The 12,273-nt window shown below is 68.2% G+C and carries 10 protein-coding genes; 3 read left to right on the top strand and 7 right to left on the bottom strand.

Features of this window, described 5'->3' with window-relative positions; translation table 11 throughout:
* Nucleotides 1-7 precede the first annotated feature (7 nt).
* The 3 genes from AC3AP7_RS25780 to AC3AP7_RS25770 all read right to left on the bottom strand — a co-directional run bounded on the left by AC3AP7_RS25780 (nt 8) and on the right by AC3AP7_RS25770 (nt 2,663).
* The gene (locus tag AC3AP7_RS25780; protein ID WP_487363132.1) at nt 8-841 is read right to left on the bottom strand and encodes an anti-sigma factor; all 834 of its coding nucleotides are present in this window, start codon (nt 839-841) and stop codon (nt 8-10) included.
* Nucleotides 841-1,410 carry an RNA polymerase sigma factor gene (locus AC3AP7_RS25775; RefSeq protein WP_487363131.1) on the bottom strand — a complete coding sequence of 190 codons (570 nt, stop codon included), beginning with the start codon at nt 1,408-1,410 and terminating at the stop codon, nt 841-843. The genes AC3AP7_RS25780 and AC3AP7_RS25775 overlap by 1 nt, the downstream gene beginning before the upstream one ends.
* 320 nt (nt 1,411-1,730) lie before the next feature.
* On the bottom strand, nt 1,731-2,663 hold the full coding sequence (locus tag AC3AP7_RS25770) for a dihydrodipicolinate synthase family protein (RefSeq protein ID WP_487363130.1): 933 nt from the start codon (nt 2,661-2,663) through the stop codon (nt 1,731-1,733).
* A 128-nt stretch (nt 2,664-2,791) separates the two neighbouring features.
* On the opposite strand from AC3AP7_RS25770, the gene AC3AP7_RS25765 reads away from it, so the two are divergent.
* The gene (locus AC3AP7_RS25765; protein ID WP_487363129.1) at nt 2,792-3,727 is read left to right on the top strand and encodes a LysR family transcriptional regulator; all 936 of its coding nucleotides are present in this window, start codon (nt 2,792-2,794) and stop codon (nt 3,725-3,727) included.
* A 341-nt stretch (nt 3,728-4,068) separates the two neighbouring features.
* A complete protein-coding gene (locus AC3AP7_RS25760) occupies nt 4,069-7,152 on the top strand; it encodes a transglycosylase domain-containing protein (protein ID WP_487363128.1) in 3,084 nt (1,027 codons plus the stop codon).
* Between the two features lie 29 nt (nt 7,153-7,181).
* Here the strand turns inward: AC3AP7_RS25760 and AC3AP7_RS25755 are convergent, their stop codons facing one another.
* From AC3AP7_RS25755 to AC3AP7_RS25740, 4 genes are all read right to left on the bottom strand, one after another.
* Nucleotides 7,182-8,405 carry an ROK family transcriptional regulator gene (locus AC3AP7_RS25755; protein WP_487363127.1) on the bottom strand — a complete coding sequence of 408 codons (1,224 nt, stop codon included), beginning with the start codon at nt 8,403-8,405 and terminating at the stop codon, nt 7,182-7,184.
* 31 nt (nt 8,406-8,436) lie between these two features.
* On the bottom strand, nt 8,437-9,231 hold the full coding sequence (locus tag AC3AP7_RS25750; protein ID WP_487363126.1) for an ATP-binding cassette domain-containing protein: 795 nt from the start codon (nt 9,229-9,231) through the stop codon (nt 8,437-8,439).
* 18 nt (nt 9,232-9,249) lie between these two features.
* Nucleotides 9,250-10,239, bottom strand: coding sequence for an ABC transporter permease (locus AC3AP7_RS25745; RefSeq protein ID WP_487363125.1), 990 nt, complete (start codon nt 10,237-10,239; stop codon nt 9,250-9,252).
* Between the two features lie 97 nt (nt 10,240-10,336).
* Nucleotides 10,337-11,341 (bottom strand): substrate-binding domain-containing protein, encoded by a 1,005-nt coding sequence (locus tag AC3AP7_RS25740; protein WP_487363124.1) that lies wholly within the window; start codon nt 11,339-11,341, stop codon nt 10,337-10,339.
* A 494-nt stretch (nt 11,342-11,835) separates the two neighbouring features.
* Here AC3AP7_RS25740 and AC3AP7_RS25735 point away from each other — a divergent pair, with 494 nt between their 5' ends.
* A complete protein-coding gene (locus AC3AP7_RS25735; protein WP_487363123.1) occupies nt 11,836-11,973 on the top strand; it encodes a hypothetical protein in 138 nt (45 codons plus the stop codon).
* Nucleotides 11,974-12,273: the final 300 nt, after the last annotated feature.

Genomic DNA, 12,273 nt, shown 5'->3' with positions numbered 1-12,273 from the left:
CGTCACGTTACGTGACCGGCAGCAGCTTGCCGCTCAGCACGACGGGGCCGCTCGGGCCGTTCGGATTGGGCGAGCCGCCCGGATTCTCGATCGAGATCGCGAGCGCCGCATAGCCCTCCGGCCGCGCGTGACGGGCCGGCAGCGTGCCGTTGCCGCTGTCGGGCATCATCCCGAGCGCCACCGGATGACCGCTGGCGGGAATGCCCCACAGCTCCATCGCCTTGCCCGGCGGCAGGTCGACCTTGCCGACACGATGCACCGACATCGTGTCGTGCGCCTCGTCCCACGCAACGAGCAACACGGGCTTCTCGGTCTTGTCGGCGAGCACGGCGACGTGCGAGAACGCCGCCTCGCCCTGCTGCGCGAGCGTGGCCGGCGGTACGCCCGCTGGCGGGCCCGGCGCGAACAGCGGGCGCAGCGCGACCACCAGCGCGATCGCCGCGAGCGCGGTGACGGCGACCGCCCAGCCGCGCCAGAACGCGAGGCTGTCGACCAGCCGGCGCGGCGCGCGCGCGGCGGCGGCCCGCGCCGGGGCCGATGGGGCCGACGACGCGGAGGCTGACGCCGCCGCCGAAGCCGCACCCGCGGAGGCTGACGCCGCCGTAGACCCCAGGCCGAGGCGCCGCTCGATCAGTGCCCAGACCTGCGGCGACGGCAGGCTTTCCGGCGCGAGTTCGGCCATCGGCGCGAGACGCTGTTCCCAGTCAAGCAGTGCGCGGCGCAGCACGGCGTCGCCGCGCGCATAGGTTTGCAGCCGGCGACGTGCGCCGTCGCGCAGCGTACCGAGCGCGTATTCGGCGGCGAGCAGATCGACCAGATGCGGATAGCGGTGCAGGTTCATCACGCACCCCCCAAGCAGGTTTTCAGCTTGCTCAGGCCGCGCCGGATCCATGACTTGACGGTGCCGAGCGGCACGGTCAGCACGTCGGCGATCTCGCTGTGGCTCAGATCGCGCAGATAGGCGAGGGCGACCGCCTGGCGCTGGGCCGGCTCCAGCTGCTGCATGCATCCGTCCAGTTGCCGCGCCTCCAGACTGACGGCCGACAGCGCCTCGGGGTCCGGGGTTGCGCTTGCGACAAGGTCTTCCAAGCCATCACTCCATTCGGTTTCCTGCGGGTTGACCCGCCGCAGGTGGTCGAGCGCGCGGTTGCGGACGATGGTCGACATCCAGGTCATCGGCGCCGACAGTCCGCGACGGTAATCGCCCGCGTAGCGCCAGATGTTGACGAAGCTGTCCTGCAACACTTCCTCGGCCCACTCGTGCCTGCTCAATATACGGAGCGCAACCCCAAACAGTTTCGGGGCGACGGTGTCGTAGAGCGTGCGCAGTGCCGCGGGGTCTTCCGCGGCCACACGTTCGAGCAGTTCGGCGAGCGTTTCCGGCGTGAGTTCTCGGCGTGGTGCTGTCATGGGTCGGCGAGTGATGGGGTGCGCGGCTATGTTACTCAATTTGGCGCCGTCCGCCATCCCGCGATGGCGGACGCGCGGGTTGTGCAGGTTGCACGAGCCGTACCGGGCCGCATAAGGCCGCATAAGGCCGCACAAGCCTCACGGGCCTCACGGGCCTCACGGGCCTCACGGGCCTCACGGGCCGCCCAAGCCGCCCAAGCCGCCCAAGCCGCCCAAGCCGCACCGGGCCGCACCTGGCCGCCCAAGGCCGCCCAAGGCCGGGCATGCTGGCCTCGGCTACGCGCGACCCGGCCGGGCGGCGCGCCGCGCCGGCCGCGCGCTCAGTGGCCCCAGCGCAGCACCAGCGGATCGAGGCGCCGGGCGATGGTGAGCAGTCCGGCGCGGGTGGCCGGATGCATCGGCGGCAGCGGCGCGCGCACCGCGTCGCAGCGGATCACGCCGCCTTCTTTCATCAGCGCCTTGCACGACGCAAGGCCGCCCTGGCGGTTTTCGTAGTTGATGAGCGGCAGCCAGCGCTGGTAGTGGGCGGCGGCCGCTTCGGCGTCGCCGGCGGCGTACGCGTCGACGATCTGGCGGATGCCGTCCGGGTAGCCGCCGCCGGTCATCGCGCCGGTCGCGCCGGCGTCCAGGTCGGCCATCAGCGTGATTGCCTCTTCGCCGTCCCACGGACCCTCGATCGCCGCGCCGCCCAGCTCGATCAGCTCGCGCAGCTTCCCGGCGGCCTGCGGCGTCTCGATCTTGAAGTACGCGATGTTGCGCAGCTCGCGGGCCATTTGCGCGAGGAACGCCGCCGACAGCGGCGTGCCGGCCACCGGCGCGTCCTGGATCATCACCGGGATGTCGATTGCATCGGACACCGTCTGGTAGAACGCGTAGATGCCGCGCTCCGGCACGCGGATCGTCGCGCCGTGGTACGGCGGCATCACCATCACCATCGCGGCGCCGGCGTCCTGTGCGGCCTTGCTGCGCTGCGCGCACTGATACGCGCTGAAGTGGGTGGTCGTGACGATCACCGGCACGCGGCCGGCCACATGGTCGAGCGCGAGCCGCATCAGCATGTCGCGCTCGTCGTCCGAGAGGCTGAACTGTTCGGAGAAATTGGCGAGCACGCACAGGCCGTTCGAGCCCGCATCGATCATGAAGTCGATGCAGCGCTTCTGGCCTTCGGGATCGAGCCGGCCGGCTTCGTCGAAGATGGTCGGCACGACCGGAAACACGCCGCGATAGCGCGGCCGCGAGATGGCGTTGTTCATGGCGGACAGGCGGGAAGTTGAATGGGAGCGCCGGGCGGGGCGCCCGGCAGCGCGCATCGACTATACGGCGGGCGCAAGTGCCTTGTATAGTGAATTGTTTCCAACTCGTGATCGCTTTTGCGACTTACATGAAAGACACGCTGAACGTGCTGTTCTCGCGGCTGCGGATGAAGCAGCTGCACCTGCTGATCGCGCTCGACGATCACAAGTCGCTGCACAAGGCGGCGCGCGCGCTGGCGATGACGCAGTCGGCGGCGAGCAAGGCGCTGCACGAACTGGAGACGATGCTGGAGGCGCCGCTGTTCGAACGCTCGAAGAACGGGATGCGGCCCAATCCGTTCGGCGACTGCGTGATCCGCTATGCGCGACTCGTCGCCACCGACCTGACCGCGCTCTGCCGCGACGTCGCGCAACTGCGCTCGGGGCGCGGCGGCCGGCTCGCGATCGGCGCGATCATGGGGGCGCTCGCGGACTGGGTGCTGCCGGCGCTCGATGCGCTGCACGCGAGCGACCCGGACCTCGCGATCGAAATCCTCGAGGACACCAGCGCGCGCATGCTCGTGCAGCTCGACGACGGGCGGCTCGATCTCGTGGTGGGCCGCGCCGCGGTCAGTGCCGATCCGTCGCGCTATGCGTATCACGCGCTCGGCGCCGAGCCGCTGTCGGTGGTGGTGGGCCGCGTGCATCCGCCGGTGCTGCGCCGGGAGATGACGTTGCGCGATCTCGCCGGCTATCGCTGGGTCACGTATCCGAGCCAGATGCCGCTGCACGCGCTGCTCGAACGCGAACTGGATCTCGCCGGGATGAGCCTGCCGGCGAGCGCGATCTCGACCGCGTCGACCTTCGTGACCGTGGCGCTGCTGCAGCAGAGCGCGGACCTGGTGTCGCTGCTGCCGGCCGGCATCGCCGCGCTGTTCGCACAGCACCGGCTGCTGCGGATCCTGCCGGTGCAACTGAAGTCGCCGTCGCAGACGTTCGGCATCGTCACGCGGCGCGGCGGCGTGCTGCCGGCGCCGGCCGCGCAGTTCATCGCGCTGCTGCAGGCGCGCCGGCCAAACGGGTGAACGCGGCGGTACGCCGCCAGGTCGAACGAAAAGGATAGCCTCGGGAGCGGGTTTTCGCGGGCGCGGCGCGCGGCGTGCGGCGCAGTGCGCGCGTGCGCGTACTTGCTGTGCGCGTGCTGCGCGGGCTGTTTGCGGCCGCAGGCGGGTCTGCCTGCGCAAAGCGACGCGGAAACACTCACTATCTCATGCCGCTTCGCGCTTTGCCAGGCCCGCTTGAAGCGGTGTTGCGGGCGCGAGACTGTCGGGTAAGTCCGGCCCCGTCGGGACGGGACGAACAGCGCTACACTGAATGCGATGCAGGCCATGTTTGCATCCTTGCGGCCTGCGAGGGAGACGCCGCCATGAATCGGCCACTCGTTCGGATTCCGCATCGCGCGAGCGCAACCGCTGCCGTATCGTTCGGTAAATGGCTCAAGTGGTCGCTCATCGCCGCATTGCTGGTCGCGCTCGCGATCTTCGCGAAACTTTGCCAGCTCGAAATCCAGACCTCCCGCCTGCAGGCGCGCTATCTGTCCGAACTCACGCGCGACGTCGGCTTTACCGTCGGCAACGGCGCGAGCCCCGATATCCGCTTTCCTTCCGCCGGACCCTATGACGAGCGGCTCGGCTACGCGCTGCTGCCTTCGTTCGAAAAGCGCCTGAATACCCATGGATTTGTCATCGCCGCGCAGGCGCGCGATTCGGAACGCATGCTGCAACTGGCCGATGCGGGTCTGTTCCTGCCGTATCAGGAGAAAGACCAGGCCGGTCTGCAACTTGTCGACGGCACCGGCAAGACGCTCTTCGACGCACGCTACCCGCATCGCGTCTACGGCAGCTTCGATGCGGTGCCGCCGCTGATGGTCGATTCGCTGCTCTTCATCGAGGATCGCCAACTGCTCGACCGCAACCAGCCGAACCGCAATCCGGCGATCGACTGGGGGCGTTTCAGCCGCGCGCTGCTCGACGAAGGCATCCGCCTGGTCGACCGGCATCAGGCGCAGCCCGGCGGCAGCACGCTTGCCACGCAGATCGAGAAATTCCGCCACTCGGCGGACGGACGCACTGCTTCGCCGCCGGAAAAGCTGCGGCAGATCGCGTCGGCGTCGGTGCGCGCGTATCTGAACGGGCCGCAGACGATGCCGGCGCGCCGCGAGATCGTCGTCGAGTATCTGAACTCGGTGCCGCTGTCGGCGCGGCCGGGCACGGGCGAAATCAACGGTATCGGCGACGGTCTGAAGGCCTGGTACGGGCGCGATTTCGCCGATGTGAACGCTATCCTGAAGGCGCGGCCGGACGCCGCCAATCTTGCGGAGCGCGCCCGGGCGTTTCGCGAAGTGCTGTCGCTGATGATCGCGCAGCGCGCGCCGTCGTACTTCCTGCATCGGGGCTACCCGGTGCTGCAGCGGATGACCGACAGCTATCTGCGGTTGCTCGCAAGCGGCGGCGTGATCACGCCGGCGCTGCGCGACGCGGCGCTCGCGACGCACATCGCGCTCGCGGACGCGCCGGCGGCGTCGCGCGACGATGCGTCGTTCGTCGCGCAGAAAGCCGTCACACAGATGCGCACGCATCTGTTGTCGGCGCTCGGCTTGCCGAGCTATTACCAGCTCGACCGGCTCGATCTGCGGGCAACGGGCACGCTCAACAACGCGGTGCAGCAGGCCGTTGCCGCGCAGCTCGCGGCGGCCGGCACGAAGGCCGGTGCACAGGCGGCGGGCCTGTACGGCCCGGAGATGCTGCGCCCGGGCGACGATCCGTCGAAGATCGCGTTCAGCTTCACGCTGTATGAGCGCACCGGCGGCGCGAATCTCGTGCGTGTGCAGACGGACAGTGTCAACGAGCCGTTCGACATCAACTCGGGCGCGCGGCTGAACCTCGGTTCGACCGCGAAGCTGCGCACGGTGATCACGTATCTGCAGATCATGTCCGATCTGCACGCGCGCTACGGCGCGATGAGCGTCGCGCAGCTGAAGCGCGTGCAGCCCGATCCGACCGACGCGCTGTCGCGCTGGGCGATCGGCTATTTCGAGCAGACGCGGGACCGCTCGCTGCAGGCGATGCTCGATGCCGCGGTCGAGCGCAAGTACTCGGCCAATCCGGGCGAAGTGTTCTACACGGGCGGCGGCGAGCAGACCTTCAGCAATTTCGACAAGAGCGACAACGGGCGGATCCTGACGATCGAGGATGCGTTCCAGCACTCGGTGAATCTCGTGTTCGTGCGGCTGATGCGCGATATCGTGCACTACGAAATGATCCGGACGTCGGGGCCGTCGTCCGCCTGGCTCGACGATCCGGTGGTGCGCAAGCACTATCTCGACCGCTTCGTCGATGCGGAGAGCCGCGTCTACGAAAAGCGCTTCTACACGAAGTATCACGGCAAGACCGGGGGCGAGGCGCTCGCGCTGCTGCTCCACGGCGTGCGCAAGTCGCCGCCGCGCATCGCGACGGTGCTGCGCAGCGTCGAGCCCGACGGCTCGCGGGGCTGGTTCGACGCACAGATGCGCGCGCAACTGAAGGGCACGCCCGCGCAGAATCTCCCGGACGATGCGCTCGCCACGCTCTACGCGAAGTACGGCATCGACCGCTTCAATCTGAACGACCGCGGCTATATCGCGAAGGTCCATCCGCTCGAACTGTGGACGGTCAGCTACCTGCGCACCCACCCGGATGCGACGCTCGCGCAGACCCAGACCGCGAGCCACGATGCGCGCATGCTGGCTTACACATGGCTCTACAAGACCCGCTATCACGCCACGCAGGACCGGCGCATCCGCCACATGATCGAGCTGCGCGCCTACACGGCGATCGACCGCGCATGGCGCGCGCTCGGTTACCCGTTCAGCGACCTGACGCCGTCGTTCGCCGCGGCGATCGGCGCGTCCGGCGACCGTCCGTCCTCGCTCGCGCAGTTGATCGGCGTGGTCGCCGCGGGCGGCAAGAGCCTGCCGACGGAAACGATCACGCAGCTCGATTTCGCATCGCATACGCCTTACGAGACGCGTTTCGTGCGCGCCGACACGGCACCGCAGGCGCAACTGTCGCCGCAGATCGTGCATGTCGTGCATCGGCTGCTCGGCGACGTCGTGCAGGGCGGCACGGCCGTGCGGCTCCAGGACGGGATGCGCTTTCCGGACGGCGCGATGCTGCCGGTCTACGGCAAGACGGGCACCGGCGACCAGCGCTTCGAAGTGTTTGCGAAGGGCGGCCGGCTGATCGAGTCGCGCAAGGTGAACCGCAGCGCGACGTTCGTGTTCATCATGGGCGACCGTTTCTATGGCACGTTGACCGCCTACGTGCACGAACCCTATGCGGCGCGCTACGACTTCACGAGCGCGATGTCGGTGCAGTTGCTGAAGTCGCTCGCGCCGGCGTTGCAGCCGCTTCTCACCGAACCCGCGAGTCCGCCGGCGACGGCGGGCGCGGGACCGGTCACGCATAGCTGAGTGCGCGCGGCTTCGGCGGACGGGGCCGTTCAGTAGCCGACTTCCGCGGCGGGCTTCAGGAACAGCTCGTGCACCGGCGCGAAATGCGCGTAGAGCGGCAGGATCGCGCCGCCCATCGCGCGCGCGTCGGCGCCAATCGCGCCTTCGAGCAGTTGCGGGCGCACCATTCCTTCCCATTCGAAGCCGTCGAGCACCCGTTCAGTGCGGCGGATGATCTCGCGCAAGAGCTGGCGATCGAGCGCGCCGTCGATCACGACCGCTTCGAGGTCGAGCAGCGCGGTCGCATTGGTGAGCGCGCCGGCGAGCGCGGGGCAGGCGGTCGCGAGCCATTGCTCGGTCTGCCGCCAGCATTCCGGCGTCATCGCGCGATGATCGTGCGCGGCGGCCGCCGGCTGGCCGGCTTCTTCGAGCAGCCTTTCGAGCACGAATCCCGACGCCGCATGCAGCAGTTGGCGCGCGCCGCCGCGCGCGGTGCCCGCGAGCGGAATCGACCCCACCGCGCCGGCGTTGCCGTGCGGCCCGCCGTGCAGGTGGCCGTCGACGACGAGGCCGCCGCCGATGAACGTGCCGACGAACAGATACAGGAAGTGATGGATGCCGCGTCCCTGGCCCATCACGAGTTCCGCCGCGCAGGCGGCCGTCGTGTCCTTGGCGAATTCGACGGGCAGCCCCGTCATCGCCGCGACGCGCGCGCGGATGTCGATGTCGGTCCATGCCGCGAACGCGTCCGGCGGCGCGCCGAGGAAGTCGCGCCAGCCGCCGAGCCACAGCGGCGCCGCGACCCCGACGCCCACCACCTTGTCCGCGTGCGCGCCGAGCGAGGCATTCACGCGCGCGAGGCGCGCTTCGAGCGCCGGAAACAGCACGTGCGGATCGGGATACGCGTAATCCAGCACCTCGCGGCTGCAGACGCGGCCGACGAAATCCATCGCCAGCACGTCGAGGCTGCGCCGTCCGACCTTGATGCCGATCGTGTACGCCCCCTCGGGCCGCAGCGCGATCGGCACCGACGGCTGGCCGATGCGTCCGCGCACGCGCGGCTGGCGCGCGAGCAGGCCGTCGTCGACGAGGTGGTCGACGATCATCGACACGGTCTGCATCGACAGGCGCGTGAGCCGCGCGACTTCCGCCTTCGCGAGCGGCCCGTGCAGGCGGATCGCCTGCAGCACGATCCGCTCGTTGAACTGCCGCATGCCGACCTGGTTCGAGCCGACCGTGCGCTTGAGCGGCGCACGGGTTCCGGTAGTCGCCATCGTCCGGGGCCTCGTCAGCACAATGCGCGCGTCATGCAAATGCCTTCACGTCCGCTTCCTTCGCGCCCGTCATGATCGCCACCGCTTCCGACATGTGAATGTCGCTGGTCTTCACGAGCGCGGCGCGGCGGCCGAGCCGCTGGATATGGATGCGATCGGCGATCTCGAACACGTGCGGCATGTTGTGGCTGATCAGGATCACCGGCAGCCCGCGGTCGCGCACACGGCGGATCAGTTCGAGCACCATGTTGCCTTCCTTCACGCCGAGCGCCGCGGTGGGCTCGTCGAGAATCACCACGTGACGCGCGAACGCGGCGCTGCGCGCGACCGCGACACCCTGGCGCTGGCCGCCGGACAGCGTTTCGACAGCCTGGCGCATCGAGCGGATGCCGATCTGCAAGCCCTTCATGTGGGCGGTCGCTTCGTCGAGCATGCGCCGCTTGTCGATCATTTTCAGCAGCGAGCCGCGCCAGCCCGGCTTGACGAGTTCGCGCGCGAGGAACAGGTTTTCGGCGATGGTCATCGCGGGCGCCACCGCGAGATCCTGATAGACGGTTTCGATACCCTGCGCGCGCGCATCGAGCGGACTGCGAAAGTGCACCGGCTTGCCGTCGAGCAGGATGTCGCCTTCGTCGGGCACGGTGGCGCCCGAGAGCGCCTTGATCAGCGACGACTTGCCGGCGCCGTTGTCGCCGATCACCGCGAGAATTTCGCCTGGCAGTACTTCGAAGTCGCAGCCGTCGAGCGCGGTGACCTGGCCGTAGCGCTTGACGAGGCCGCGCGCCTGCAGGACGGGCATGACGGCGGCGGGTTGGGGCGTGGACATGGCGAACTCCTCGTGGCTTCAGCGGGCGGTGCGGTGGGACAGCTTGTCGGCGGCGACGGCGAGAATCACCAGCACGCCGGTGATCAGCACCTGATAGACCGACGACACGCCGATCAGCGTGAGCCCGTTGCGGAACACGCCGACGATCAGCGCGCCCAGCAGCGTGCCGGTAATCGAGCCGCGTCCGCCGAACAGGCTCGTGCCGCCGAGCACGACCGCGGTGATGCTGTCGAGGTTCTCGGTCTGCCCGGCCTGCGGATCGCCGACCCCGGTGCGCGACACCAGCAGCAGCGCGGCGACGCCGTAGATCGCGCCGGCGAGCGTATAGACCGTCAGCAGGATGCGTTGCGAGGACAGGCCCATCAGGCGCGCTGCTTCGGGGTTGTTGCCGAGCGCGTACAGGTGCCGGCCGGGCACGGTGTCGCGCAGCACGAACCACGTGACGAGATACATCAGCAGGGTGACGACGGTGCCGTAGGTCACCTCCGCCGGGCCGATGCGGAACGTGTTGCCGAGGAACATGATCGCGCTGGGCAGGTTCGATACGCTTTCGGCGTTCGAGTAGATCTGCGTGAGCGCGAACGCAATGTTCAGCGTGCCGAGCGTGACGATGAACGGCGGCAGCTTGATGCGCGTGATCAGCACGCCGTTGAGCGCGCCGAACAGGGCGCTTGCGGCGATTCCGCAGAAGATCGCGAGCACCGGCGGCACGCCGAGATCGACCGCGAACTTGGTCATCACGATCGAACCGACGGCCATGATCATGCCGCACGACAGGTCGATGCCGGCGGTCAGCACGATCAGCGTCTGGCCGATCGCGATCACCGCGACCACCATCGTCTGCTGCAGGATCAGCGACAGGTTCTCGAATGACAGAAAGCGGTTGCTCTGCGTGATGAAGAATGCGCACGCGAGCACGAGCGCGGCGAGCGGCCCGATCTCGGCGAGCGAAGGCAGGCGCTCGGACAGCGTGCGGCCGCGCGGCGCGGGGGCGGAAGGAGTCGACATGATGGTGTCCTTGATGCAGGGCGCGGCATGCGCCGCGCGGCAAACCGGGAGGAGCGGCGCAGCGCTCCTCATTGCTCAGTTGTACTATGTGACAGGCTTACTGCCCCCAGCAGTTCGCGAGACCGAACTGGGTGTCCTTGCTCGGCACGCCGGCCATCGGCTTGTCGGTGATCAGCGTGACCCCGGTGTCGTGATAGCCGCTCACCTTCTTGCCGGTCTTCGCGTATGCGACGCCCGCATCGACGCCGAGCGCGGCCATCTTCAGCGGATATTGCTGCGCGGTGGCGGCGATCTCGCCCGCCTTCACGTTGCGCACGCCTTCGCAGCCGCCGTCGATCGACACGATCATCACGCCCTTGGTCTTGCCTGCTTCCTGCAGCGCACGGTATGCACCGGCCGCCGCGGGTTCGTTGATCGTGTAGACGAGGTTGATGTTCGGGTCTTTCTGCAGGCAGTTTTCCATCGCCGTCTGGCCCTTCGCCTGGTCGCCGCGGGTGTCCTGGCTGCACACGATCGCGGGGTCGCCTTCCTTGACGCCGAAGCCTTTCAGGAAGCCGTTATGGCGCAGCTCGCCGACCGAAATGCCGGGCGCGAGGTCGAGCGTGGCGATCTTCGCGGGTTTGCCGCCCATCGCGGCCTTCGCGTATGCGCCGATCAGCTCGCCCGCCTTGAAGTTGTCGGTGGCGAAGAGGGCGTCGGTGGCGCTTTGCGGCTGGGTCGGCGTGTCGAGCGCGATCACCATCACGCCGGCTGCGCGTGCCTTCTCGATGGTCGGCACGATCGCGCGCGTATCGCTGGGCGTGATCAGGATCGCTTTCGCGCCGGCGGTCATCATGTTTTCGATGGCGGTGACCTGGCTCGAGTTGTCGCCGTCGAACTTGCCGGCGGCCGTCAGCAGCTTCGCGCCGTCTTTTTTCGCGGCGGCTTCCGCGCCCTGGCGCATCTTGACGAAGAACGGGTTCGTGTCGGTTTTCGTGATCAGCCCGACGATCGGCTCGGAGCCGGCCGCGAGCGCGGCGTTCGCGCTCCAGAGCGCGGCCGATGCGACGCACAGCGTGACGAGGCCGCGAACGGCCGGATGCCTGCAGGATTTCAGACTCATGAGTTGCTCCTCCGGATGATGGACAACGATGAAATGAACGACGCCGAATCGATCGTTGGCGAGCGCTGGACGCGCTTCTCGTGCGGCCGCGTTGCCGCCGGCTGATGCAGGACTGGCGGCGCGGCCTTAATTAAATCACTTTGCTTTATTTAGTACAGCAGCGACGCCGGGATGCGTCAAGGCCCCGATTTGATGCGCCGCACGGGGCGAAAAACGCTGTCCGCGGCCCGAGGGCCTTTGCCAGCACGGGCTGCGCGGCGATGGCGCGGCGCAGCATCGAGACGCTGGCATCCGGGTAAATCAGGATGAGATAGTGAAGGGAAGCAGCGGTCAGGTGCTTTCGTAGGCAGGTAAGTAAGGATTTATCGGCTTTTTCGAGAAGGAAGGGGGCGTGGATTTAGCGTGTTGCGCTGCCGCACGAGATGCGTATAATAGGGTTTATACCTAGGTGATAATGCTAGGTTTCCGATCACCCTATCCACACGGAGCCCGATATGAGCGACCTGACCACGACTTCCTCGTCCGCACGGACTGGCTGGCTTGCCCGTCTTGCCGCGGTCGCGCGCCACGCGCTGCACCTGCATCTGCAAACCTGCGCGGTGATCGCCGAGGCGCACCGCCGCCCGTACTGAACTCCCACGCGCCCCGCTGACGGGCGCGGTTTCGCTGTGCATCATCACGGGCTGCGGTTGTGCGCGGCCTGTCTCGCACGCCGGGCACGTGCGGCGCGTTCGTCCTCTGCAATCCCCGTTGCCGCTCCTCGTTTTGTCGTCTCCCGCCTATTTCCCGGTGTATTCCCCGTTGCCCTGATTGGCCGGGGTGCGCCGCGACCACGCGTGCCTGCGATCTGCCGCCGTGTCGATCCAGACTTGCGTCGACCCCGCATTTTTTAGGCCGGCGTGCTGCCTCATATATCACATTCGCATATAATC

The organism is Paraburkholderia sp. PAMB 6770 (genome assembly GCF_057748135.1).
Note: the sequence above shows the minus strand (reverse complement) of the source record. Positions and strands in the feature narration are given on the sequence as shown.